Source organism: Paenibacillus sacheonensis (assembly GCF_009909195.1).
Taxonomy (GTDB): domain Bacteria; phylum Bacillota; class Bacilli; order Paenibacillales; family Paenibacillaceae; genus Paenibacillus_Z; species Paenibacillus_Z sacheonensis.
In genome coordinates, this window is sequence record NZ_JAAAMU010000002.1 from 184,193 (window position 1) to 209,337 (window position 25,145).

A 25,145-nucleotide genomic window follows, 5' to 3' on the forward strand; every position below is an offset into this window, starting at 1 on the left:
CGGCGGACGGATCGGGCCTACAGTACGACCGGTTCGCATATTCGGAGATTCAGGAGGGGATAGACGTGAGTCAAGTGGAATGGGATTCCGGCGAAGAGATCGAAGAGAAGCCGTTTAACCGCGCGTATCTGAAGCGGCTCTTCCGCTATGTGCTTCCCTATCGCAAAGTATTAACGTTCGTCATTATGATCGTGCTTATCAATATGGCGCTCAGTCTGGCCGAACCGCTGCTTGTCAGATATATAATCGATAACGGCATCATGGATAAAGATTTTATGATCATCAACATCCTCGGCGCCATCCTGCTCGGCTCCAAAGCCATCGGCTGGCTGCTGGGTTACCTGCATACGAAGATGATCAATTTCACGGGGCAGCGCATCCTGTTCGACTTGCGCCAGCAGCTGTTCAATCACTTGCAGAGCTTGTCGTTCCGGTTCTTCGACGGCAGGCCGGCGGGGAAGATCATGTCGCGGATTACGAACGACACGAACGCCATCGGCGAGCTCATCAACGGCGGGTTGATCACGATGGTCATGGAATTCACGCATCTGGTCGGCATCATTGCGATCCTGTTATGGATGGACTGGAAGCTGGCGCTGCTGTCCTTCGTTACGCTGCCGCTTCTCTACATCATCGTGGGCTTGATGCAGCCGAAGATCGAAGGCTCCTGGTCGCATTCCCGCAAGACGATGTCGGCCATCAACGGCAACTTGAACGAAACGATCCAAGGGATTCGCGTCATTCAAGCGTTCTCCCGGCAAAAGGAGAACAATCGACGCTTCGAACAGCTGAACACGCGTAACAAGAATGCATTCATGCGCGCGATTACGCTGGAATCGATGGTGTGGCCTTCAGTCGAGATGATCGGGATGATCGGTACGTGCATCGTGCTGTGGTTCGGCGCGCGCGAAGTCATGAACGGGGAGCTGACGCTCGGTTTCATCATGGCTTTCATCAACTACCTGTGGCGTTTCTGGGGACCGCTCAGCGCGCTGTCCAAAGTCTACAGCCAGCTGTTGTCGGCGATGGCCTCGGCCGAACGGATCTTCGAGATTCTCGATACCGAACCGGAAGTGAAGGATCGCCGGGATGCCAAGCCGATGAAACAAATTCAAGGCGAAGTCGTCTTCGACAACGTATCCTTCCGGTATGCGGAAGATAAGCCGGACGTGCTGCGGAACGTGAATCTGCGTATCAAGCCGGGGCAGCGCGTCGCGCTCGTCGGCCCTACCGGCGCCGGCAAGAGCACGATCGTCAATTTGCTCATGCGGTTCTACGATGCGACGGACGGGCGGATCCTGATCGACGGCCAGGACGTGTCCTCCGTGAAGCTGGAGTCGCTGCGCAGGCAGATGGGCATCGTGCTGCAGGATTCGTTTATCTTCTCGGGCACGATCGAAGACAATCTTCGTTACGGCAACGAGGAAGCATCCGACGAAGCGCTTCGCCAGGCGGCGGAAAGCGTCCGCATCGATAAGTTCGCCTCGCAGTTCGCGGACGGCTTCCAGACGCAGGTCGAGGAGCGCGGCTCCAAGCTGTCCGTCGGACAGCGCCAGCTGCTGGCCTTCGGCCGGGTGCTGCTGTCGGATCCGCGCATTCTCATTCTCGACGAGGCGACGTCGAGCGTCGATACCGAGACGGAGCAGCATATCCAGGCCGCGCTTCAGACGGTGCTGGAGGGACGTACGGCCTTCATCATTGCGCACCGGCTGTCGACCATTCGGGATGCGGACGTCATTCTCGTCGTACAGGACGGCCGGATATCGGAGCAGGGCTCGCATGACGAACTCATCAAGCAGGGCGGTTTGTACAAGAAGCTGTATATGACCCAATTCGAGATGCAGCAGTCCCTTGCCATGCAGACGGGCGCCTAGCGGGGCCCAAGCCGGGGCAGTTTTCTTCTAGTAGGAAGAGAGCTGCCTCTTTGCATGGTTGAGAGGCTCGCAATTGGGATAGACTAGATAAATAAATTGACATTCAGACGCAAATTTAATAAGCTTACAAGGAATTTTCAAATCTACAAAAACAGGAGATCGATTATGAAATTCAACATTAAATTTAAAGATTTTGCAGCGGCTGATGTGAATCCGGCAGCAGGTCTATATCATTTCGTCGTAACGATGTCCGACAATACGCAAATCCGGCTCATTTTCTCGAAGAATCCAGATTGGAAGCTGATCGGCGTCAATCGCCTACTGACGGTGCCTTGCCCGATCTGCAGAAGAGACTACTACTGCAACTGCATGTCCAAGTATGCCGAAGAACTCGAGCGCGAAGTATTGGATAACGAGCTCATTTCTTCCGTTCTTTAATTCGCGGCACCGAATCGGGGCAATGCCGGTTGCGGACCGGCGGATGCTCTGCTATACTTCTTGCAATAAGCTAACAGGCCGATGAAGAGTATCCAACTCGGAGGCGTTGCGTACGGAACGGGCATGATCATGCTTCGTTCTCCAAGCAGTCCGGCACCGCGCCGTTACCCGCGGAACCGAGAGAGTCAATCCTGGATTGACTAATTTGGGTGGCACCGCGAACGCGTTCTTCGTCCCATGACAGTGGGATCGGAGCGCGTTTTTTGTTTACCCAAAACCAATCGAGGAGTGTTCAACATGTTAGAAATTCAGGTGATTCGAGAACGGGCGGAGGACATTCAAACGGCGGCGAATCGAAAGGGCATCGCGATCGATATCGCCGAGCTGCTGAAGGTCGATGATCGGCGGCGCGCCGTGCGGCGGGAGACGGAAGAGCTGCGCGCGGCACGCAATCGCGGCTCGAAGACGGTGGAGCTGCTGCTTAGGGGCGGTCGCTTGGACGAGGCCGGGCGCGCGAAGCGGGAGACGGCGGGGCTGCTGGCTGCGCTCAAGCGATCGGAGGAGAAGCATCGGGAGCTGGAGCGGCAGTTCCAAGCGATGATGCTTCAGGTGCCGAATTTCATCTCGCCCGATACGCCGGTCGGGGCAAGCGACCGGGATAATGCGGAGGTAAGGCGGGCAGGACAGCTCCCCGTATTCGAATTCGAGGCGAGAAGCCACGTGCAGCTCGGCGATATGCTGGACATCATCGATATTCCGCGCGGCGTCAAAGTCGGCGGAACCCGCCAATACGTGCTGAAGAACGGCGGGTTGATGCTCCACCGCGCCGTACAGCAGCTGGCGCTGGACCTGTTGATCGGCAAAGGGTTCGATATCTTGGACGTTCCGGTCATGGTCAAAGAGGAGACGATGATCGCGACGGGCTTCTTCCCCGGCAACCGCGACCAGAGCTATGCCATCCAAGGCGAAGACAAATGGCTCGCCGGCACGTCGGAAGTGCCGCTGATCTCGTATTATGGCGGGGAAATCGTCGATCTCCAAGAACCCAAACTGCTTGGCGCGGTCAGCGCGTGTTATCGCAGCGAGGTCGGCTCGGCGGGGAGGGACGTCCAGGGACTCTACCGCGTGCATCAGTTTGCGAAGGTCGAGCAGGTGGTCATCTGCCAAGCGAACCTGCCGGAGGCGCTGGCCAGGCTGGAAGAGCTGACGGCGAACAGCGAGGAGCTGCTGCGGCTGCTCGAGCTGCCGTACCGCGTCGTCGCGGTCTGTACCGGCGATCTGTCGCAGAAGAATTATAAGCAGTACGACATCGAGACCTGGATGCCGAGCCGCGGCAACTACGGGGAGACGCATTCGGCCTCGCTGCTGCTCGATTTTCAGGCAAGACGCTCGAACATTCGGTACCGGGACGAGAACGGCAAGCTCAAGCATGCGTATACGCTGAACAATACGATGGCCGCGACGCCGCGCCTCCTGATTCCGCTCCTCGAGAACCATCAGCGGGAGGATGGCTCGGTCTACATCCCGCCGGCGCTGCGGCCTTACATGCAGGGCATGGAAGCACTTTCCACGGCGCGATAACCCGTTCAAAAGGTAGCCCATCGAGAGAATTGCAGGTATACTACTAGAGTATGTACTGCCATTCGCTGGAAAACGAGAGGAGCTCAGCAAGATGAACGTGGGGAATATTGCGCAAACCGCCGATGCCATTCGCGCAAACGTAAGCAAAGTCATCGTCGGCAAGGAAGACATTGTGGATCAACTGATTATTGCGATTCTGACTTCGGGTCATGTTCTGCTCGAAGACGTGCCCGGCACGGGGAAGACGCTGCTCGCGAAAGCGGTCGCGAAGTCGATCAGCGGCGCATTCAAACGGATTCAATTCACGCCTGACCTCTTGCCGTCGGACTTGACGGGGATCCATTTCTATAATCAGAAGCTGGGTGAATTCGAGTTCCGGCCCGGACCTCTGTTCGCCAATATCGTGCTCGCCGACGAAATCAACCGGGCGACGCCGCGGACGCAGTCCAGCCTGCTGGAATGCATGGAAGAGCGCCAGGTGAGCATCGACGGCACGACGCATGAGCTGGGACGGCCGTTTCTCGTTATCGCGACGCAGAATCCGGTCGAGCAGCAAGGTACCTTCCCGCTGCCGGAGGCGCAGCTCGATCGGTTTCTGTTCAAGCTGAAGATGGGGTACCCGACGACCGAGGAAGGCATCGCCATCATGAAACGCTTCATGGCGAACAGTCCGCTCGAGCATCTGGCACCCGTGGTCGATACGGTTCAGATCGAAGAAGCGAAGCAGCAGTATACGGGCGTTGAAGTCAGCGAAGAGCTGCTCTCCTATATGCTCGCGATCGTGGAAGCGACGCGCAAGCATCCCGATGCGGCGCTGGGCGCGAGTCCGCGAAGCAGCCAGGCGTTCCTGCGCGCCTGCCAGGCTCGTGCCGCCATCCAAGGCAGAAGCCACGTGCTTCCCGACGACGTGAAGGCCATGGCGGTGCCCGTGCTTGCGCACAGAATCTCGCTCAGGAGCGTGCAGCGGATGCGCGCGGACGCGGCGGAGCATATCGTTCAAAGCATTTTGGCGGCCATTCCGGTGCCTGCCGACGCGCCGCTCATCAGCCGCGCCTAGCCGGCGCCATTGCAGAGGGGAGGCCAAACATGGGCATACATTGGTACATCATCAGTGCCGTGATCGTTATCGTATTGCAGCGTTATTTGTTTCGGTATTTCGGCATGCGCAAGGTCGGCTACACCCGTTCGTTCAGCGTTAGCACGTGCTTCGAAGGGGATGACGTCGAGATGGTAGAGAAGCTTGTCAACGACAAATGGCTTCCCGTACCGTGGCTTCGGGTGGAATCGCAGCTGCATGCGGGGCTTCGGTTCCAAAGCGACGCCAACTTCGCCGTCAGCAACGGGGAATATTTTCAAAATCACCGCAGCTTGTTCAGCTTGATGGGCAATAAACAGCTGACGCGGCGCCATGCCGTCCAAGCGAGCCAGCGCGGCTGTTATCGAATCAAGAGCGCCTCGCTCACGTTCGGCGATCTGTTCGGTTTGTTCAGCACCTGGAAATCCGTGCCGCTGCAGGTCGAGCTGCTCGTATATCCGCTGCCTGCGGATCGCGACTTGATCCAGCTGCCTTCCAGGAGCTGGCAAGGGGATATCGCCGTGCGAAGATGGATCGTGGAGGATCCGTTCGCCATCAGCGGCGTTCGCGAATACCGTCCGGGCGACCCGCTTAAAATGATCAACTGGAGCGCGACCGCCCGCACCGGCGGGCTGCAGGTTCACCGTCGCGACTACACCGCGGATTTTCGTCTCATCGTCCTCTTGAACGTTGAGGATCACGCCGGCATGTGGCATGCCGTTAATGACACGACGGTCATCGAGCACGGCATTCGGCTTGCCGCAGGCATATTGCAATTGGCGACCGAGCAGGGACTTGAAACCGCTTTCGCTTGCAACGGACATGAGTTGGATAATCCGGCCAGCATCATGAAGACGGAGCGGGGAGGCGGGCATGAGCATTTGAATTATCTGTTCGGCCAGCTGTCGAAGCTCGTGATCGCCCGCACGCTTCCGTTCGATGCGATGCTGGAACAGCTTGCGCCGGAGTGGGGCGAACGGAGCGACATCGTCGTCATCTCCGCGTTCATGAGCGAACGCATCGGCGACATGATGGCGAAGCTGAGGAAGGACGGTCACGCCGTCGATTGGCTTCCGATTGCGGCAGAGGAGGCGGAAGCGGTATGAATACGCAGCTAAGGCGCATTGGCGGCAGTCTGATCTTGGGCTCCTTGCTTGAGCTCATGCTTTTCTTCCCGATCGTGCTAGGCGCATACGTTCTGAAGCCGCCAGGTACGACGGAGCTCGCGCTCGTCTGCTTGCTGCTGCTTGCCGTCTATTGGATCGGTTACGGCCTGAATGCATGGTTCAAGTTCGTGCATCCTTTTCCGAAAATCCTGTTGAGCCTTATCCTGGCCGCGGCTTGCGGAATCCCTCTTCTGGGCGTGACGGCGGGAAGCATCGTGCTCATGGCAATCGCCGTATTCTTCGTCTATCGCGGCAGCAAGCTTCCGGGATTGCCGCTCGGCGCCCGGTTGACGTCACAGGACTTTATCGTCGGCGTCTTTCTTTATTTCGTCGGTTCACTCGTCGACGCGGTCAACGGTACGTTCGACGGTTACCGCGCGCTCTATCTCCTGGCAGGGATGGCGGCGCTGTTCATCTCGCTATACTTGACGAACCGGAACATGGTCGGACGCGAGACGCTCTCCGGTGCGGCGAGCCCGACGGTCGAGCCTTCCGTCCGTCGCAACAATCGAATCTTCGTCGGGATCGCGATCGGCGTCGCCGTATTGATCTCGCTGGCTTTCCAGCAGCAGCATCTGATCGGCCAAGCGTGGCATGCGTTCGCGGATTGGCTGACCGGTCTGTTCAGCGGCGGCGGAGGCCAGCAGGAACCGCCTCCAGCCCAAGATATGACGCCGCCGACTTCGATGCTGCCGCCGGCGGAAGAATCCAAGAAGCTGCCGGCATGGGCGAATTACATCATGTACGGCATCGTAGCGTTATTCGCGCTCGTCATCTTATTCTTGATCGGCCGGCGGCTGAACCGTCTGCCAGGCTGGCTCGATGAGCTTCGCCGAAAGTTCGCGGGGCTGTTCCAACGGGATCATGCCGCTACGGCGCGCGGCTACGTGGATGAGGTCGAGCGGATCAAGAAGACGGAGCGGTCGCTTCGCCAGCGTTTCGGAAGAAGCAAGGAAGATCGGCTCAAGTGGAAGGATCTGACGGACAATGAAACGCGCATCCGTTACCTGTACAGACGCTGGGTGGGAAATGCAGTCAAGAAGGGCTTCCCGCATCAGCCGCATCTGACGCCGCGGGAAATTCAAGCCGAGTTGAGCGCGAAGGGGCTCGAGACCGTTCCCGGAGCTGCCTCCGACGCGCTCCTGCAGCAGTATCAGCAGGTCCGATACGCGGGCGGGAAGCTGAGCGACGAGCAGGTCCAAGCGTTGGCGGTCAAGCTGGGACAGATCAAGCCGTGACTGTCCGAAGGCCGGCATACATAATTATCCATGGTCGGGGCAAGCTAATTCGGAAGAAACCGATGCACACCGAGGAGGCACGTCCATGAATAACGATCTGTCGGGACAACCAGTCAACAGTCAGCAGCTATCGTATGAGCAGTTTCAGGAGCAGGTGAAATTAAGACAGGAGCAAGAGCAGCTGAAGGCAAAGGAAGCGCTGAAGGGCGCGGGTCTAGACCCCAAGTCGCAGCATTTGCAGTCCATCGCCCAAGCGCTCTACAGCGTCGAGAGCGAGCTGAAGCTGGCGGAAAACCAAATTCAGATGCAGATGGACGCCCAAAGGCGTCAAATCCAGCTGGTTCAACAAAAGATCCATCAAGCGATGGCTCAAGTGCAAGGCTCCTTGCCGAATGCGGGAAGCGGACAGTCAATAACGCAAAACTACATGCAGTAATTGAAATAGGGAACGAAATCATCCTTCTTGCCGCCCCGTCCGGGGTAGGCAGGGAGGATTTTTTTGTCTATTCATCAAATAACCTAACTCGAACATTACACAGACGTTCACGAATGGGTTTTCATGTAATATAATATAACATAAGATAACACGCCAGAGCCGGAAACCATGCACGGCCGCAAGCCGCGCCGCATTCAGACCGTCGATACCGAGGAGGAGAACGCGATGGATATGGCAGCTTTGTTGAACGTTTCCCTCGATCATGCGGAGGGCGGCGCGCCGGTACTGGCGACGGTCGTCCGCGTCAGAGGCCACGCTTATCGGAAAGAGGGCGCATCGATGCTGTTTCTGCCCTGCGGCAGACGATTCGGAAGCATCAGCGGAGGCTGCCTGGAAGAGGATCTTCAGGCGAGAACCGAAGCGATCTCGGCGGCAGGGAAGCATGAATGCATTACCTATAACATGAGATCGCAAGAAGATGCCATATGGGGCGAGGCGATGGGCTGCGGCGGCGAACTGACGATTCTGTTGGAGCCCGTAACCGGCGAACTGCTCCATCTGCTCCGCTTTACGCAGTACCGCTTGGCGCAAGGCTCGGGAGCATTGCTGATACGGGAATGGGACGATGATTCGATTGCCTATACGTTGACCTGCGTTGATGATGCATTACTTGCGGGGGTTCGTGAACCATCGGGCAAGGCAAGCGGAGCGATGGGAAGCGTGCAGTCGAAAGTGAAAGTAGACGCATCGCCGCGGAAAGCTGAAGCGTCTGCGCGGAATAGCGGATATATAGCCGTTCGGATTCTGCCTAAGCCAAGATTGATCTTATTCGGCGATGGCCAGGACGCTAGAGCGGTTGCCGGGTTGGCGGAAGGCATCGGTTTTCGAGTCATCATAGCCGATTGGCGGGAAGGACGGGGAGAAGGCGAGCGCGTAATCGGAACGGCTGCTCGCATTGCAGCTGCGCTGCAGATGCACGGCGGGGATTATTTGCTGCTATGCAGCCATCAGCTGCAGCGTGAACGCGAGCTTCTGGAGCTGGTGCTTCCGCTCGGCCTGCGGTACATCGGGGTGCTCGGGTCGCGGGCGCGGATCGAGCAGCTGTTCGACGGACTCGAACGACCGTCGAACGTCCATGCGCCGGTGGGGATCCCGATCGGAGCGGACGGACCGCAGGAGATTGCGATCAGCATTGCAGCGCAGCTGATCGCGGTTCGCGGCGCAAGGGAGAGCGAAGGGAAGAGGAGGGCGGTGCCTGATGAGAATCGGAGCGATCTATTTGGCGGCCGGTTTCAGCCGGCGGATGGGTGAGGCGAAGCTGCCGCTCGAGCTTGCTCCCGGCATTACGGTCGGCAGCCGCGGACTTCTTGCGCTTCGCGGCTGCGGATTCCAGCCGATCGTAGTCGTGGTCCGTCTTGGAGATCCGCTGCTCTGGCTGTATGACAAAGCAGGGAACTTCGGCAGCCTGCCGAAGTTCCGCATCATCCCCTGCAAGGATGCGCGGGAGGGGATGTCGCGTTCGATCCGTTCGGGCATGGAGGCCCTCTTGCCGGAAGAGTTGGACGCCGTGCTTATCACGCTGGCGGATCAGCCTTTTATATCCGTCATGCAGCTGCAACGATTGATAGCGGTGTACAAGGAAGATCCGATGGTCGATTTCGTCGCCAGCGGGAACGGCAAGATTTCGGCGCCTCCGGTTATTTTCAGCAAGTCCCTTTTTTCGCGGCTGTGCCAGCTCGAGGGGGATGCAGGGGCTCGGGGGATTCTGCAGTCGCCGGATTATCGGGGGAAGGTCGTTCGTTATGCGTCGGAATGGTCGTTCGTAGATGTCGATACGAAGGAGCAGCTTGATAAAGCGAGACTGATCTGGTCGCAGGTGCAAGCGCGAGCAAAGTGAACGAATGTGAACGGGATGTGCGCCATGCATGTCATGTACGTCAAGTACGTCAAGTACGTGTGATATAAGTTTACAGATAGGAATCCAACGGACAGAAAGGTGAGCGCCCATGAGCGTGATTTGGCACCCGCAAGATGCGGCGGAAGCCATCCGGCTGAAAGAAACTTTCGGTGCGGAAGGCCGATTTATTTCCGGAGGCACGTGGCTCTCGGTGCAATGGGAGAACGGCGCGCCGAGACCCGGCCATTTGATTGACGTCTCGGCCATCCCGGCGATGAGAGGCATCGCCGTCCAATCCAAGGCTTTGACGCTGGGCGCGATGACGCCGCTGTCCGTGGCCCGCAGAGATCCGCTGATCGGGAAGTCGTTCCCTCTGCTGCGCGAGGCGGCCAGGAGCATTGCCGCTCCTTCCATTCGGAATCTAGGAACGATCGGGGGAAACATCGCCTGCAAGACGGGCGACTTGCTTCCTGCGCTGCTCGTCTGCGACGCCGAGCTGAATTGGCATGACGGCCATCGTTTAATTACAGAATCGGCGTCCGATTGGCTGAACGGCACTCGCGGCGAAACGAAACCTCCGGACGGCTTGCTGCTCCAGGTCAAGCTGGCATTGAAGGAGACGCCCATGTTCGAAGGAGCAGCGGAACGAGTCATTGAAGGCTATCACAAAATCGGCCGGCGGGAGGCATTCACGCCATCGGTCGTCACCGCGGCATACCGCGCCGTACTATCTCCGGAAGGCGTCGTTCAATCGATTCGTCTCGCGGCCGGCGGCGGACTGATGATTCCCCAGCGGCTTACGGAATCGGAATCGCTGCTGATAGGCCGAATGATGAGTCCAAAGCTGATGGAGCGGCTCTACGAAGTGATTTTGCGGGAAGTGCAGCCAAGGCAGGATGCTTTCGTATCGTGCGAGTACCGCAAGCAAACGACGGCGGCCGTCATGTCCGCCGGCTTGTGGCAAACTTATCGCGAGGCGGCATCCGCTTAGAGGGCTGCAAGCAGCGGTACGTAGATGCCGACCGGCGAAGGAGGGATGAACATGCTGTTAAACCGTCAATCCAGCGGCGAACGCTGGCGCGCCAGACCGGACGGTCCCGGCAAAGTGACCGGTGCGCTTGCCTATCTTACCGACAGGACCGCGCCTGACATGCTCATCGGCCGGGTGCTTCGGAGTCCGCATCCCCATGCGGCAATACTCGCCATTCATGCCGAAAAGGCGCGTGCGCTGCCAGGCGTGCATGCCGTGCTGACGTATCGGGACGTTCCCGGCTTGAACGGTTACGGTATCGCGGTTCAGGATCAGCCGGTGTTATGCGTCGATCGGGTACGGTATGTCGGAGACGCCGTCGCGGCGGTCGCCGCGGATACGGATGCGATCGCGGATCAGGCGCTTAGCCTGATCGAGGTGGAATATCGGCTGCTCCCGATCGTCGAGAGTCCCGCAGCCGCGCTTGCGGACGGTGCGCCGCTGCTGCACGGGGACGGCAACATCCTGCACCGGACCGACTATAAGCGCGGGGATGTCGATGTGGCTTTCGCGTCGTGTACGCACATTGTCGAAGAGGTCTACGATTCTCCGCGGCAGATGCACACCTACATGGAAACGGAAGGCGGCTTGTTCGTTCCCGAGAAGGACGGCCGGCTGACGGTGCATTCGCCGACGCAGCACGGATTCATGGATCGGCTGCAGTTGTCGCGGATTACGGGAATGCCGGAAGAGCGGATTCGCATTCTGTCCAGTCCGATCGGCGGTTCCTTCGGAGGCAAGGATGAGCTTAATGTCCAGCCATACGGCGCGCTGCTCGCGCTGAAGACGAATCGCCCCGTCAAAATCCACAATTCCCGGAAAGAATCGGTCAGGGCCGGCTTGAAGCGGCACCCCATGGTCATCGCCATGAAAACCGGCATCGACGCGAACGGCGCGATTCTCGCTCATCAAGTGAAGATTACGGCAGATACAGGTCCGTACGCGACGCTCGGCGCGGAAGTGCTGAACTTCGCAACGGAGCATGCGCTCGGTCCGTACCGGTACGGCAGCGTTGAAGTGGACAGCGTGTCGGTCTACACGAACAACGGCATGTCCGGCGAATTCCGGGGCTTCGGGGGCAACCAAGCCATCTTCGCGCTGGAGGGGCAGATGGACCGATTGGCTGACGCATGCGGCATGGACCCTTGGGACTTCCGTCTTCGCAATATGCGGGAATCCGATGCGCCCGGCCCGTTCGGGCAGCCGATCGCGCCGACGAATGGCGCCAAGCAAGCGTGGGATGCGCTTGAGGCCTCGTCGTTATGGCAAGAGAGAAGGCAGAACGAGTCGGCGGCAACGGTACTCCGTTCCGAGAGCTCGGGCGGCATGAAGGCGCCGTGGCTCAAAACCGGCATCGGCGCGGCATTTATCATGCACGGCTCCGGTCTCGGCGTCGGCATCCCCGACCCGGGCGGGGGGCGGATCAAGCTGGCGCCGGACGGCAAAATCGAAGTCCAGTTCGGTTATGAGGAATGCGGGCAAGGGCTGCTCGCCTCGCTGGAGCTGATGTTGATCGAGCAGTTCGGATTCGCCCCGGAGGATCTTCGTCTCGTCATCGGCGACACGGATGTCGTACCGAACAGCGGTTCAACGACGGCCTCCAGAGCGACGACGATGATGTGGAAATCGCTGCAGCGGCTGCGGCCTGGATTTCAGAAAGAGCTGCTTGCAGCCGCGGCCGCTTTGCTGGGCCTGCCGGAGGAGCTGCTGCGTCTTGGCCGTGGCGGTATATGGAACAGCCGTGCAATCGGCGAAAATCGCGGCAATCGGGGAAGGGAAGCAGACGTCGAATATGCCGATCTCGCCGCGGCAGCCGGCGACATGGCCGGCATCGACATTTCAGGCATCGCCGATACAGGCAGCGGCAATGCCGCCTGTAAACATGGAGCCGACGTTGATGTGACCGAAGACACCGAAGAGCGGCTGCTGCTCACTTATCGGGCGCTTGCCGGCAAGACTCCGCGGCCGATAGTCGCCGAGACATCTTTCGCTTTTCCCGCCTCGCCCTTCCCGAGAACCGGCGCGCACTATCTGTATACGTTCGCTGCAGTAGCCGTCAAAGCCGAGGTCAACACGCTGACCGGGCGCGTCCGGGTGCTGGAACAGTACCATGCCGTGGCCGCCGGACCGGTCGTGAATCCGCAAGGGTATCTTGGCCAGATCGAGGGCGGCAGCATCATGGCGCTCGGTTACGCGTTGACGGAGGAAGCGCTTATGCAGCAGGGGCAGTACGCAACGTCGAATCTGGACACGTATTTGATCCCGACCATCGCCGATGCGGCAGGGGAGATGGCCATCGAGCCGATCGAAGAATTGCCGGAGGGCGACAATTACGGTCCGCGGGGCATCGGCGAGATCGGTTCCGTCGGACTCGCGCCCGCTATCTTGGCCGCCGTTCACGATGCGACGGGCAAACGGCTGAACAGGCTGCCGATCGATCCGCTCCAGCTTGCCGAGCGGCCTGCGTTTACCTAGAAGGGAGGAAGGACCGATGAAAAAGCAATCCGACCTGCAGCCAGCCCCATCATCCGTCTTTCACTGCACGGTAAACGGCGAAGACGTTCAGCTCCGCCTGCCGGCCGATAAACGGCTGCTGGCGATCATTCGCGAGGATATGGAGCTGACCGGGACGAAGCGATCCTGCGAAATCGGCCGCTGCGGCGCCTGCATGGTACTGATCGACGGCAAGCCGGTCAATGCCTGCCTGACGATGGCGTATCAATGCAGCGGCAAGGCCATTACGACGATCGAGGGGTTGGCGCGGCCGGAATCCCTGCACCCCGTGCAGCAAGCTTTTCTGGATGAAGGCGGCTATCAGTGCGGATATTGCACGCCGGGCATGATCATTTCCGTGACCGCGCTGCTGGAAGACATTCCGAATCCGAGCGAAGGCGAGATCGAGGAGGCGCTCTCCGGCAATCTTTGCCGGTGCACGGGTTACGGCGGTATCGTCCGCGCCGTGAAGCGCGCCATTGACCAAAGGAGGGAACGACCGTGAAACATCGCGAACGACATATCGATCATTTACGCAGAAGCATCGAGGTATCGAGAAAGGCCAGAGCATCGGGGAACACGCCGTTCGGAGCCGTTCTCGTCGATGCCGGGGGCAGCGTCGTGCTGGAGCAGGGCAATATCGAGGTGACGGAGCGCGACTGCACGGGGCACGCCGAAGCCGCATTGATGGCGGCAGCGTCCAAGCGCTTCACCAGAGACGAGCTATGGACTTTCACGATATACACGTCGACGGAGCCCTGCGCGATGTGCGCCGGCGCGATTTATTGGGGCAACGTCGGAACGGTCGTCTACGCGATGGCGGAGGAGCGGCTTTCCTCGATGACCAGCGACGATGCGCGCAACCTCACGCTTCGGCTGCCCTGCAGGGACGTCTTCGGCCGCGGACGCAAGCCAATCGAAGTGATCGGTCCGTTCCCGGAGCTGGAGCTCGAAGCCGAATCCGTGCACGAGGGGTACTGGCGATGAACATCCAATTGTGGCAGTTGAACACGCTCGGCCGGGAGTTGTTCGTCCGTCAGCTCGGTTCCGTATTCGAGCATTCGCCTTGGGTGGCGGAGAACGCATGGAAGCGCCGTCCGTTCCATTCCGTCAGCTGGCTCCTCGAATCGATGATGCAGGCGGTAAAAGAAGCGCCGGAAGAACGGATCCTCGCCCTCCTTCGCGCCCACCCGGATTTGGCCTCGCGCGTCAGCATGACGGCGGATTCGTCCCTGGAACAGCAATCTGCCGGTCTGGACATGTTAACGCCGTATGAATTCGAACGGTTTGCCGAGCTGAATGCCGCATATACGGAAAAGCACGGGTTTCCGTTCATCATCGCCGTTCGCGGGAAGACGAAAGCGGAAATTTTGGACGCGATGGCCGAGCGCCTGAACCATACGAGGCTGCAAGAACGCGGGCAGGCGCTGCTGGAAGTGCAGCGGATTGCCGAGCTGCGGCTGCGAGACCGCATTGAAGAATAACGACGACGAAGGGGATGAGGGCATGCTGCGATTAAACAACGGCCGAACTTTATACTATGGCAAAGGCGACGTGCTGACTTATCGTACTTATGCAGCTCCGCTTGAAGTAAGTCCGATTCCCGAGTCCGCTTTCACGGGAGACGACAATGTCGTGTTCGCGCATAATATTACCTTCGCCGTCAGCAGCGAGCAGCTGATGACATCGTTCAGCGAAGGCGATAACAGCCGCATCGTGGCGACGGACTCGATGAAAAATTTTATTTTGCGCCGCGCGGCGGATTATGAGGGGAGTACGACGGAAGGCTTCCTCGCCTTCATCGGCGAGGCCTTCTTCGAGAAATACGGGCATATGACGGCCATCGAAATCCGCGGCGACCGGATACCGTTCCTATCGCTGCTCGTCCGGGGCCCCGGCGGCCTGCAGGAGAGCGAACTCGTCTATCGCCGTTCTCATAATGATCATGCTTTTGCGGCGATGACGCTGCGGCGCGCGGAGGAAGGCGCCGAGGTCCTGGACCATTGGAGCGGGTTGTCCGACCTGCAGCTGATCAAGGTCAGCGGGAGCTCCTTCTACGGCTTCGTACGGGACGAATATACGACGCTGCCCGAGAGCTATGACCGGCCCTTATATATTTTTCTCAACATTCATTGGCGATATCGCGATGTCGAGGATGCACGGGACAGCGAACGGGGCGGCTACGTCCCGGCCGAACAAATACGCGATCTGGCTCAGCAGGCGTTCCATGCGTATTCGTCGCCGTCGATTCAATATCTGATCACCCGCATCGGGCTGCATATGCTGGACCGATTCCCGCAGCTATCCGAGCTGCGTTTCGAATCCAACAACCGGACCTGGGAAACGATCGTGGACAAAGATGCCGTCACCTCGGCCGGCGTATATACGGAGCCTCGTCCGCCGTTCGGCTTCCAAGGCTTCACGATGACGCGCGAGGACCTGTCCGATCCGCAATTCGGCTTCGACGCCAACGGATTATATCCAGTGCGCGAGGCGAAGGGAGTCGCTCAGTCATGAGCAAGGGCGGCAGAGTGACGACGCATGTGCTGGATACGTCGCGGGGGATTCCCGCTGCGGGACTGCGAATTCGGCTGTTGGTCCATTCTGCGCTTGGCGAAGAACCGATCGTGGTCGCGGATGTAATGACAAACGAGGATGGACGCGTCGATCGGCCGCTGCTCGCGGGTGAAGAATTGCAAGCCGGCGTGCATGAACTTATGTTCGACGTAGGCGGGTATTTCGGCGATCGCGCTTTTCTGGATTGGGTACCGATTCGGTTTACCGTCCATGATCCGGGCGTTCATTACCACGTGCCGCTTCTCGTGGCGCCGTTCGGGTACAGCACGTACCGGGGGAGCTAGGGCGGGATGCGGAGTTAGAGGGAAAAGTAGAGAACGGTGCATCAAATGCAGCAGCGTCAGGATAGTGCGGCTTTACATGCTTCGGGTTGAAATGCTAGAGTATGTCTAAGCATCTGGCCAAGGAGGAGAAGACACCCGTGAGCGACACGCCTTCAACGCACGTACATCCCTTTTATCAGCATGCGGAAGACGCTTTCCGGCTGCTTCCGAGCGCGATCGGGGAGCTCGAGCGGCTGCGTGAAGCATTCCGCAAAGCCGACGAGGATTTCCTCGCCGTCGAGCTGAGAACGATGATTGCCCGGCTGGACGAGGTCCGCGCGCTGCTGGCAGAAGGCCCGCAGGGCTGAAGACTGAAGACATGAAGAGGCATTCCTGATTCGCTTGGGAATGTCTCTTTTTTATTTCATGCCATTAAACATCCTGACGCCGGCGACTGCCGGCTGCTGTCGGCCGCCATTGCAATCTACCAATCGGTCCCGGTAGGAAGGCCCGCTCCATTCGCGCCATTCAATCATAGAATAGAGGAATGGAAGAGTAGAGGAGGCGTCCACCTTTGCCGGTATTGGACACGGGCTTGCTGTTTAATCGGGAGAAGCGGCGTGCTGCCAGCTTGAGTATAAGTCTATTGAACCGGGGCAGGCAGCAGGCGAGAGCGGTCGTTCAGCTGTATACGGTAACGAGCGGCGAAGGAGGCGAGGAGGCGGAGGCAGGGATAGAGACGGGATACGGATCAGTTCGTACGGAAACGCTCGCGAATATTATGCTGGGCGCCGCCGGACGTCCGAGGAGTCAGTATTCGGTTACGCGCGCCGTTCGTTTGCCGGCCCTGTACGGGATTCGAGTGACGGTCAGCGGCATGTGCGCCGGCGAAGTGTCGGCCTCGCTGGCGGAGCTGAGCGATTCCGGCTTCGTCATCGATCAGCGCGTACTGGAACCGCAGTCGTCAAGCACGGACGACCTGCTGCATGCCTATGTCGCCAACCATACCCATCATTCTCTTACGGTCATTCAGACCGATACGAACGCTAGAGTCGCGACGATCAAGCTCCCGGCCGGGTGCAGCCCGCGAATGCTGGATTTTACGCCTGACGGAAGAGAGGTGTACGTGACCTGCCAAGGGGATAAGACCGTCAAAATCATCGATACGCTCACCCATGAGGCGGTTGGCGAGCTGACCTTTCCGGAAGGGGCCGTTCCGTTTGCGCTGGCCTTATCGCCAACGGGCGCCAAAGCTTTCGTGACGACGATGATCCAGGATTACGTCGCCGTGTTCGACACGGATGCCAGGTCGCTCATCAAGCTCCTGCCGCTTCCGAAGGGAAGCGACCCTGCTTCGATCGTGTTCTCGCCGGACGGAAAGAAGGCCTACTGCGGTCTCATAAACCATGCGGCCATTGCGGTTATCGATACGGAATCGCTAGCCATCGAGGCGACCGTCATGCTGCCGGCCGATGCGCATCCCTCCGCGGTCGCGATTACGCCCGATGGCGCGTTCGCATACATTACCGATGTTCGACATGATCGCCTCTATTGCATGCAGACCTCGAAACATGCCTTGGCCGCAACCATCCAGCTCGATGCCGGAAGCGAGCCGCAGCAAGTCATCGTGACGCCGGACGGCGCGCTCGCGTATGTGGTTTGCCGCGGTACGGACGAAATCGCAGCCGTGAATATTACCCGCAACGAAATCCTGACCAAGATCGAGCTGCCTAAAGGAAGCAATGCGAGCGATATCGCAGTCACCGCGGACGGATTGAAAATCTACGTCACCATCCTGACATTCGGCTATGTGGCCGCCATCGAAGTTGCCAGCCAACTGCCGATCGCGATATTGCCGACGGGAAGCTTCCCTTCCGGGATCGCGATTTCGCCGATTTTGCTGCATGGCTGACGCGAACAAGTCCGCCTAATGAAACAAAACCCGCCTAAAGAAACAAAGCCCGCCTACTGAAACAAAACCCGTCCAACAATACAAAGCTATCATAATGAAAAAGCCACGGAGCAAGGCTGATGCTTGCTGCCGTGGCTTTTTTGTTTTCGCTCCAAGTATCATGCTTGCTGCTTTACATCATGCTTTTACATAAATGCCTTTTACATGCTGCCCGCCATAAATGCTGTCGGCGGTTAGCGGCCGAGTGGCAGCCACTTGAGCACTTGCTGGATATGCTCGTCCCAGTACTCCCAGCTGTGGTCGCCTGGCCCTTCCATGTATGTAAGCGGGAGACCCAACTCCTCCGCATGCTTGCGGAAATTGACGTTGTCTTCGTACAAGAAGTCCTCGGTACCGCAAACTTGAAATAAGCTTGGCATCGGCTTGCCGGAATCCTTGAGCTCTTGCGCGGCAAGGAACAGATTGTTCGGCAGCTGCATCGCCAGCTCTTTCGTGCCATAAATCCGTTTGAAGTCTTCGGGCATCCGCCAATCGAGCGTCGAGACGTCGAGCGCGCCGGACAAGCTGGCTGCCGCCGCGAACTGGTCGGGTTTATTGAGCGCCAGCTTGAATGCGCCGTAGCCGCCCATGGACAAGCCGGCGACGAAGTTATCTTCCGGGCGGTCGGACAACGGGAAGAAGGAGCGTGCCAGCGCGGGCAGCTCCTCGCTGATGAACGTCCAATAATCGGCGCCGCCGACCATATTCGAATAGAAGCTGCGATTCGCGGCCGGCATGACGACAGCCAGGCCGAGCGGCGCTGCATACCGTTCAATGGACGTGCGGCGGAGCCAAATGGTATGATCGTCGGACAACCCGTGGAGCAGAAACAGCGTCTTATGCTTCGTTTGCTCCGCCTTCGACGACATGCCGATTTGCGATTGCGCGTTTTGCGGCAGAATAACGTACATCGAGCTGGAAATGCCGAGAGCATCGGAGTAGAAGTCGCATTGGATAAAGGCCATGTCTGGTAGAACCTCCTCGTTAAATGTGCAGCGAACGCGGTGCCGCAGCAATCGGCTGACGGACGCGCCCCTCTCTATTGTACACTTTCGCACTGGAACATAAAGGCATAATTCATGTATTAAAGGAGTGTTCGATTATGAGTACATATACGGTGTCGCGGCAGCCATCCTTCGTTACGGACGAGCTTCTAGGCAAGCTGCGGGAATGGAGCATCAAGGACGTCGTCGTCCTGCGGGACGGCGAACCGTTATGGATCTGGCACGAGAAGGGCGGCGACCGGCTTGGCGCGGTCTATTCCGCCACGAAGAGTTTCGTGTCGGCGCTGATCGGAATCGCGATCGACCGGGGAGATTTGCCAAGCATCGATGAGCCCGCCTCCACTTATTTTCCGGCGCTTGCCGAAGCGGCGGATGAGCGATACGGCCGAATAACGCTGCGGCATCTGCTGACGATGACTTCGGGTCTCGATTGGCCGGATTTCGATAAGCCATACTGGCAGATGAGACGGTGCGACGATTGGATCGGGTTTATTTTAGCCCAGCCGATGGCGCATGAGCCCGGCGGCGCGTTCGCGTACAATTCGGGGGGCTCGCACTTGCTATCGGCGATTCTGGCTCAGGTGACGGGCGGAACGACGTATGCGTATGCGCAAGAGATGCTGTTCGGCAAGCTGGGCTTCAAGAAACCGAGATGGAACAGCTCGCAAGGGATTCACGAAGGCGGAACCGGTTTGCATCTGACGGTCAGCGATATGGCCAAATTCGGCCAATTATACATGCAAGGCGGCGAGTGGGAAGGCAATCGCATCGTCAGCCAAGCATGGGTACGGGCATCGACGACGACGCATCATAAAGGGCTTCAGCATTACGATCCGCCCATCTTCGGTACGTACGGGTACCATTGGTGGGTATCCAATGCGGCGCATAACGGCACGGTGGACTGCTATTTTGCCGAAGGTTACGGCGGGCAATTCATCTTCGTCGTTCCGACGCTCTCGCTGGTCGCCGCGATTCGCAAAGAACCGGAAGGCAAGCCGAGCGCCATGTACGCGAAGCGACTGCTGTTCGAGCACATTGTGCCGTTCTGTTCATAATCCGTTCAAAATCCATTGGTAAGCTTGGTTCAAGGAGCCGAACAAACCGACTTGGATGGACGAAGGAAGGAATGAATCGAATGGATGATTCACGCTATACGCAACAGACCGATCATCGAATAAAGGATAAACAAGAAAACCGCCCGCGCGGATTCGAACAACCCGAGTCCAAAGGCAGCTGGAAGATGTTCCTGAAGCTGCTGCGACGGACGAAGCCGTCCAAGAGCTTGATCATTACCGCGGTCGCCATGAGTCTTGCCGGCACGCTGATCTCGCTCGTGATTCCGCTGTTCACGAAGAAGCTCGTCGACGGTTTCGATATCAGCAGCTTATCGTTTCGGCAAATTGCATCGTTCGGCGGGGTATTCATTCTACAGGCAGTCGTCAGCGGACTATCGATGTACATGCTGAATCTGGCCGGCCAGCGGCTCGTGGCTAATCTTCGGGACCAGCTGTGGAGAAAGCTGCTGAAGCTGCCGGTGTCGTACTACGACAATAACCGGACCGGCGAGACGATCAGCCGCATGACGAACGATACGGGCGTCGTCAAACAGCTCATCGCCGAGAATTTCACGGGATTTCTTACCGGAACGATCTCCGTCGTCGGTTCCATCGTGGTGCTCTTCTATATGGATTGGCAGATGACGACCGTCATGCTGGCGGTCATTCCCGTCGCGGCGCTGTTCATGGTGCCGCTCGGCAGGCAGATGTATCTGGTGTCCAAAGGGCTGCAAGCCGAGACGGCTTCCTTTACATCGACCTTGACGCAGGTGCTCTCCGAGATTCGGCTGGTCAAGTCGATGAATGCCGAACCTCGGGAATACGAGGCGGGCGGGAAAGGCATTGCCGGCTTGTTCCGCTTCGGTCGCCGCGAGGCGAAGATTCAAGCGCTGATAGCGCCGCTCATGTTCTTCGTCATGATGATGCTGCTTGTCGTCATCGTCGGGTATGGCGGGATGCGGGTATCGTCGGGCGCCCTGACGGCCGGCGAACTGGTCGCGTTTATTCTGTATCTGATGCAAATCGTCATGCCGATGTCGCAAATCTCGACCTTCTTCACGCAATTCAAGAAAACGATCGGCGCGACGGAGCGCATCATTCACATTCTGGATTCGCCGGAGGAAAATCACGACGTCGGCAAGCCGGCGGAAGCGGCGGATCAAGCGATTCGCTTCGAGCAGCTGAGCTTCGGCTACAACGACAGCGAGCCGGTGCTCAAAGGATTGAGCTTCGACGTGGCGCCGGGCACGGTATCGGCCATCGTCGGACCAAGCGGCGGCGGCAAAACGACGCTGTTCTCGCTGCTGGAACGGTATTACGAGCCGACCGAAGGAACCATCAAGCTCGGCGCCGACGATATTGAGGCTTTTTCCTTGTCCTCCTGGCGCAAGCAGATCGGTTATGTCTCGCAGGAAAGCCCGCTGATCGCAGGCACGATCCGCGAGAACATTTGCTACGGCATCGACCACGAGGTCAGCCAGGAAACGCTGGAGCGCGCGGCGGAAATGGCGTACGCGCATCTCTTCATCAGCGAGCTTCCGAACGGTTACGAGACGGAGGTCGGAGAACGCGGCATCAAGCTGTCGGGCGGCCAGCGGCAGCGGATCGCGATTGCCAGGGCGCTGCTGCGCGATCCCAAGATTCTGATGCTGGACGAAGCCACGTCGAGTCTGGACAGCAAATCGGAGGTCGTCGTCCAAGAGGCGCTTAAAAATCTGATGGCGGGCAGAACGACGCTCGTGATCGCGCATCGCCTGTCTACGGTCGTGGATGCGGATCAGATCGTCTTCGTGGAGAAGGGCCGCGTAACGGGGAAAGGGACGCATGAAGAGCTGCTCGGCAGCCATGAGATGTACCGCGAGTTCGCGACGCAGCAGCTGCGGCTGCAGGAACAGGATATCGCCGCCGCGGAATCGCATTGATTTTCGAACATTTCGTTCTCACTGATAATTATTATCACCATTGGCTATACTGGTGGTGAGGCGATGAAAACGGGCCGCCTTCCAGGAAAAGGCGGCCCGCAGCTCTGCGTGAGTTTAGATTTTCGGTTCGAACGTCTTGCAGTCCGTCTCTTCGGAATTATGCGCTTCCTTGCCGCGGTTGCTGACCACATAGATCGAGGATGCGTTGCAATTGTTGCCTGCCCCCCAGTACTTGCAGGAGTTTACTTCGCACAGTACGTCTTTTGCCATGGCTGGTTTCACCTCCGTCCTTTTATTTAGGATGGGCGTATTTGCGTGCCTTTTATACCCTTGCGCCGTAGAATTGTTGCCGGATTGCGGGCAAAGCCGCTATCATAGAGAAAACAACGGAGAGCGATGAGCGGGAACCGGGCATTGGCTTATGAGGGGATTATGGGGAAAATTATTCGATGGACCGTGCTGAGCTTGCTCATGGGCGGACTGACCGGAACAGCTTCGGCGGTATTTCTGGCAGGGTTGGACCGATTGACGGATACGAGGCTGGAACATCCGTGGCTGCTGTGGCTGCTCCCGCCGGGCGGGGCGCTCGTCAGCTTGATGTATAAGAAGTACGGCGCGAGTGCCGGCAAAGGCAACAACCTGATCGTGGAGCAAATCCGCCGCGACGACGAAGCTGCCGGAACGTTCGAGCCGGTGCCTGCCATTATGGCGCCGTTCGTGCTGCTGGGAACGTGGGCGACGCATTTGTTCGGCGGTTCAGCTGGCCGGGAAGGAACGGCGGTCCAGATGGGCGGCAGCCTCGGGGACGTTCTGGGCAGGCTGGTTCGTTCCGAGGGCGGCGAAAGACGCATGCTGCTGATCGCCGGCATCAGCGGAGGGTTCGCCTCCGTGTTCGGTACGCCGCTGGCAGGCGCCGTGTTTGCTTTGGAAGTCGTCACGATGGGGAGATGGGTGGCGCTGCGCATGGTCGTGCCTTCCGCCATCGCTGCCTTCACGGGCGATTACGTGACGCGAGCGTGGGGGATCCATCACCTGCATTATGCTTGGGGCGGCATTCCGGCCTTCTCGCTGTTCGTAATGCTGAAGGTGCTGACGGCGGCGCTGGCGTTCGGCCTCATGAGCCTGCTGTTCACGCTCGGCGTACAATATGTCAAACAAGGCATGGGCGCTATCGTCGCGCACGCCGGCTGGAGGAGCTTTATCGGCGGGTTTGTCGTCATCGGTCTTGTCTATGCCGCCGGGACGCGCGACTATTTGGGCCTTAGCCTCCCGCTGCTGCAGCGAGCCTTCGACGAACCGCTGTCGTCGTTCGCCTTTCTATGGAAGACGATCTTCACGGTCGTTACGCTAGGCTCGGGTTATATGGGAGGCGAAGTGACGCCGTTGTTCGTCATCGGAGGAACGCTCGGCAACGCGTTGTCGCCGCTGCTGCAGCTCGGAGTTCCCTTCTTGGCCGGACTTGGCTTGCTTGGCGTGTTCAGCGGCGCGGCCAACGCGCCTGCCGCATGCTTCTGCCTAGGCTTGGAGCTGTTCGGCTTCCACGGGGCGGGCTATATGGCTGTCGTTTGCCTCGTCAGCTTCATGTTTTCCGGTCATGCCGGCATCTACGGTGCGCAGTTGGCAGGCGTCGAGCGTCCGCGATACTTTGTCCGAGTTCCTGGATTAACGCCGATTCGCAGCAGGCGAAGGAAGCAGCGCCGCGAATGACGGGCATGCCGATGTCCGGCGTCCACGCAAATGATCGTTTGGACGATAAACGCAAAGAAGGAGCGCCGTTCGCATGGGAACGGCGCTCCTTCTGATTAAACGAGCATGAGTGCGGGTATGATTAAGGATAAGTTATACGGCTAGGAAACGCGGCGCGCGAAAGCGTAGTGCGACTTCCACCAGCCGGAGTTGATCGTGTCGATCGTAACGCCCGGTTTGCCGTACGTGTGGATGATTTTGCCGCCGCCGATGTAGATGCCGACGTGATGAACGGGTTTATAGAAGAAGACCAGATCGCCCGGCTTCAGATTGGACTTGCTTACGGATTTGCCGACTTTGGATTGGGCCTTGGAAGAACGCGGAAGCTTCACGCCGTGCAGCGCGAATACTTTCTTCGTGAACGAAGAGCAGTCGAAATAACGCGTCGTCGACGTGGAAGCGTCGAATTTGTACGGCTTGCCCAAATATTTTTTGGCGGACGAGATAACGTCCGATGCTTTGGAAGCGAAAATGGCGTGAGCCGGCTGCGCTTGAAGTACTGCCGTGCCGCCCATGAGCAGCGAGAAGCTGACCGATACGCTCAATACTAATTTACCGAATTTGTTTTTCAACATGTGAAGTTCCCCCTTGGTGTAGGTGATTGATTTGTCTTTCGCTTACATGACGGTAGGACTTTTAACCTAGGACAACTATACCACATCTTTTTCTTCCAGCATTTACTTGAAACCTTTTGAATACATGCGTGGTAAGGCTTTCATGCGTTCTATGAGAAATAGATTAGAAAATCCTCATGGCGCGAATATTGACAGCGCTTTACGAATACGATTCATAGATAGACGGTTGAAGGGAGCCGGGATCATGAACGTGTTCTATCTCGCGAGCCTGGCGGTCGTGACGGGCTTGTCCGGCCGTTCGATCTACAGCGCCTACCGGAGACGCCCGGCGATCAGCTGCATGGCGGGCATGATGATTGCGATGACCATCGGGATGATGCAAAGCCTTGCGGCGGGCACGATCGCGGGCATATTGCTCCCGAGCGATCTTGCGGTTCCGACGGCCGGTGCGGTGCTTCTAGGCATCGTATGCGGTTATTTGGCAGGTAAACCGATTAGCACGATGGCGGCACTCGACGGGATGCTCGCGGGGATTATGGGCGGCATGATGGGGGCGATGCTTGGCGTGATGATCGGACGCCATGCCGTTATGACGGTCCTGTTCGTCGACGTTATTTTCGTGTTTATACATATTGTATTGCATCAGCTGATCAACGAAGAAACTGCGGCGCCAAGCGCCGCGGAGAAGACGGAGACCGGCCAAGCCGGGACGGTGCTGCTTCATCCGTACGTGTTCGGACTCGGGATCTTCATATTAGCTGCCGTGTTTCTGTATCAAGGTTGACAGCGCATTGTATACCCCCCTTAGGTATGATATAGTGGAA

Annotated in this window: 25 protein-coding genes; 22 read left to right on the forward strand and 3 right to left on the reverse strand. The window is 58.4% G+C overall.

Annotated features, from left to right (window positions below; translation table 11 throughout):
• The first annotated feature begins 65 nt into the window (after positions 1-65).
• From GT003_RS03845 to GT003_RS03930, 18 genes are all read left to right on the forward strand, one after another.
• On the forward strand, positions 66-1,874 hold the full coding sequence (locus GT003_RS03845; protein WP_161694623.1) for an ABC transporter transmembrane domain-containing protein: 1,809 nt from the start codon (positions 66-68) through the stop codon (positions 1,872-1,874).
• 165 nt (positions 1,875-2,039) lie between these two features.
• Entirely contained in the window at positions 2,040-2,312 is a 273-nt protein-coding gene (locus GT003_RS03850) for a hypothetical protein (protein WP_161694625.1), read from the forward strand.
• A 297-nt stretch (positions 2,313-2,609) separates the two neighbouring features.
• A complete protein-coding gene (serS, locus tag GT003_RS03855) occupies positions 2,610-3,893 on the forward strand; it encodes a serine--tRNA ligase (protein WP_161694628.1) in 1,284 nt (427 codons plus the stop codon).
• 91 nt (positions 3,894-3,984) lie between these two features.
• Positions 3,985-4,950 carry an AAA family ATPase gene (locus GT003_RS03860; protein WP_161694630.1) on the forward strand — a complete coding sequence of 322 codons (966 nt, stop codon included), beginning with the start codon at positions 3,985-3,987 and terminating at the stop codon, positions 4,948-4,950.
• Positions 4,951-4,979: 29 nt separating this feature from the next.
• Positions 4,980-6,074 carry a DUF58 domain-containing protein gene (locus GT003_RS03865; RefSeq protein ID WP_161694632.1) on the forward strand — a complete coding sequence of 365 codons (1,095 nt, stop codon included), beginning with the start codon at positions 4,980-4,982 and terminating at the stop codon, positions 6,072-6,074.
• Positions 6,071-7,372 (forward strand): DUF4129 domain-containing protein, encoded by a 1,302-nt coding sequence (locus tag GT003_RS03870; protein ID WP_161694635.1) that lies wholly within the window; start codon positions 6,071-6,073, stop codon positions 7,370-7,372. The genes GT003_RS03865 and GT003_RS03870 overlap by 4 nt, the downstream gene beginning before the upstream one ends.
• 85 nt (positions 7,373-7,457) lie before the next feature.
• Positions 7,458-7,808, forward strand: coding sequence for a hypothetical protein (locus tag GT003_RS03875; RefSeq protein ID WP_161694637.1), 351 nt, complete (start codon positions 7,458-7,460; stop codon positions 7,806-7,808).
• Between the two features lie 225 nt (positions 7,809-8,033).
• Positions 8,034-9,119, forward strand: a complete 1,086-nt coding sequence (locus GT003_RS03880) for an XdhC family protein (protein ID WP_161694639.1) — start codon at positions 8,034-8,036, stop codon at positions 9,117-9,119.
• Positions 9,067-9,705, forward strand: coding sequence for a nucleotidyltransferase family protein (locus GT003_RS03885; RefSeq protein WP_161694641.1), 639 nt, complete (start codon positions 9,067-9,069; stop codon positions 9,703-9,705). The genes GT003_RS03880 and GT003_RS03885 overlap by 53 nt, the downstream gene beginning before the upstream one ends.
• 109 nt (positions 9,706-9,814) lie before the next feature.
• Positions 9,815-10,696 carry an FAD binding domain-containing protein gene (locus tag GT003_RS03890; protein ID WP_161694643.1) on the forward strand — a complete coding sequence of 294 codons (882 nt, stop codon included), beginning with the start codon at positions 9,815-9,817 and terminating at the stop codon, positions 10,694-10,696.
• Positions 10,697-10,747: 51 nt separating this feature from the next.
• Positions 10,748-13,210 carry a molybdopterin cofactor-binding domain-containing protein gene (locus tag GT003_RS03895; RefSeq protein ID WP_161694645.1) on the forward strand — a complete coding sequence of 821 codons (2,463 nt, stop codon included), beginning with the start codon at positions 10,748-10,750 and terminating at the stop codon, positions 13,208-13,210.
• A 16-nt stretch (positions 13,211-13,226) separates the two neighbouring features.
• On the forward strand, positions 13,227-13,733 hold the full coding sequence (locus GT003_RS03900) for a (2Fe-2S)-binding protein (RefSeq protein ID WP_161694647.1): 507 nt from the start codon (positions 13,227-13,229) through the stop codon (positions 13,731-13,733).
• Positions 13,730-14,215: a deaminase gene (locus GT003_RS03905; RefSeq protein WP_161694649.1), complete on the forward strand. Its 486-nt coding sequence runs from the start codon at positions 13,730-13,732 to the stop codon at positions 14,213-14,215. The genes GT003_RS03900 and GT003_RS03905 overlap by 4 nt, the downstream gene beginning before the upstream one ends.
• Positions 14,212-14,712 carry a 2-oxo-4-hydroxy-4-carboxy-5-ureidoimidazoline decarboxylase gene (gene uraD / locus GT003_RS03910; protein ID WP_161694651.1) on the forward strand — a complete coding sequence of 167 codons (501 nt, stop codon included), beginning with the start codon at positions 14,212-14,214 and terminating at the stop codon, positions 14,710-14,712. Before GT003_RS03905 ends, uraD begins: the two co-directional genes overlap by 4 nt.
• A 22-nt stretch (positions 14,713-14,734) precedes the next feature.
• Positions 14,735-15,745 (forward strand): factor-independent urate hydroxylase, encoded by a 1,011-nt coding sequence (pucL, locus tag GT003_RS03915; RefSeq protein ID WP_161694653.1) that lies wholly within the window; start codon positions 14,735-14,737, stop codon positions 15,743-15,745.
• Positions 15,742-16,089 carry a hydroxyisourate hydrolase gene (gene uraH / locus GT003_RS03920; RefSeq protein ID WP_161694661.1) on the forward strand — a complete coding sequence of 116 codons (348 nt, stop codon included), beginning with the start codon at positions 15,742-15,744 and terminating at the stop codon, positions 16,087-16,089. The genes pucL and uraH overlap by 4 nt, the downstream gene beginning before the upstream one ends.
• A 137-nt stretch (positions 16,090-16,226) precedes the next feature.
• A complete protein-coding gene (locus GT003_RS03925; RefSeq protein ID WP_161694663.1) occupies positions 16,227-16,436 on the forward strand; it encodes a hypothetical protein in 210 nt (69 codons plus the stop codon).
• Positions 16,437-16,642: 206 nt separating this feature from the next.
• On the forward strand, positions 16,643-17,980 hold the full coding sequence (locus tag GT003_RS03930) for a beta-propeller fold lactonase family protein (protein ID WP_161694665.1): 1,338 nt from the start codon (positions 16,643-16,645) through the stop codon (positions 17,978-17,980).
• A gap of 233 nt (positions 17,981-18,213) precedes the next feature.
• Here the strand turns inward: GT003_RS03930 and GT003_RS03935 are convergent, their stop codons facing one another.
• Positions 18,214-18,984 carry an alpha/beta hydrolase gene (locus GT003_RS03935; protein ID WP_161694667.1) on the reverse strand — a complete coding sequence of 257 codons (771 nt, stop codon included), beginning with the start codon at positions 18,982-18,984 and terminating at the stop codon, positions 18,214-18,216.
• Between the two features lie 137 nt (positions 18,985-19,121).
• Between GT003_RS03935 and GT003_RS03940 the strand changes: the two genes are divergently transcribed.
• Positions 19,122-20,078, forward strand: a complete 957-nt coding sequence (locus tag GT003_RS03940) for a serine hydrolase domain-containing protein (protein ID WP_161694669.1) — start codon at positions 19,122-19,124, stop codon at positions 20,076-20,078.
• A 185-nt stretch (positions 20,079-20,263) separates the two neighbouring features.
• Complete coding sequence (locus GT003_RS03945) at positions 20,264-22,000, forward strand: ABC transporter ATP-binding protein (protein ID WP_239565679.1); 1,737 nt, start codon at positions 20,264-20,266, stop codon at positions 21,998-22,000.
• A gap of 114 nt (positions 22,001-22,114) precedes the next feature.
• Here the strand turns inward: GT003_RS03945 and GT003_RS03950 are convergent, their stop codons facing one another.
• A complete protein-coding gene (locus GT003_RS03950; protein ID WP_161694673.1) occupies positions 22,115-22,270 on the reverse strand; it encodes a DUF1540 domain-containing protein in 156 nt (51 codons plus the stop codon).
• A 162-nt stretch (positions 22,271-22,432) separates the two neighbouring features.
• Between GT003_RS03950 and GT003_RS03955 the strand changes: the two genes are divergently transcribed.
• On the forward strand, positions 22,433-23,707 hold the full coding sequence (locus GT003_RS03955) for a chloride channel protein (RefSeq protein WP_161694675.1): 1,275 nt from the start codon (positions 22,433-22,435) through the stop codon (positions 23,705-23,707).
• Between the two features lie 140 nt (positions 23,708-23,847).
• Here the strand turns inward: GT003_RS03955 and GT003_RS03960 are convergent, their stop codons facing one another.
• Entirely contained in the window at positions 23,848-24,321 is a 474-nt protein-coding gene (locus GT003_RS03960) for a C40 family peptidase (RefSeq protein ID WP_161694677.1), read from the reverse strand.
• A gap of 244 nt (positions 24,322-24,565) precedes the next feature.
• Between GT003_RS03960 and GT003_RS03965 the strand changes: the two genes are divergently transcribed.
• Entirely contained in the window at positions 24,566-25,105 is a 540-nt protein-coding gene (locus GT003_RS03965) for a hypothetical protein (RefSeq protein ID WP_161694679.1), read from the forward strand.
• Positions 25,106-25,145 lie beyond the last annotated feature (40 nt).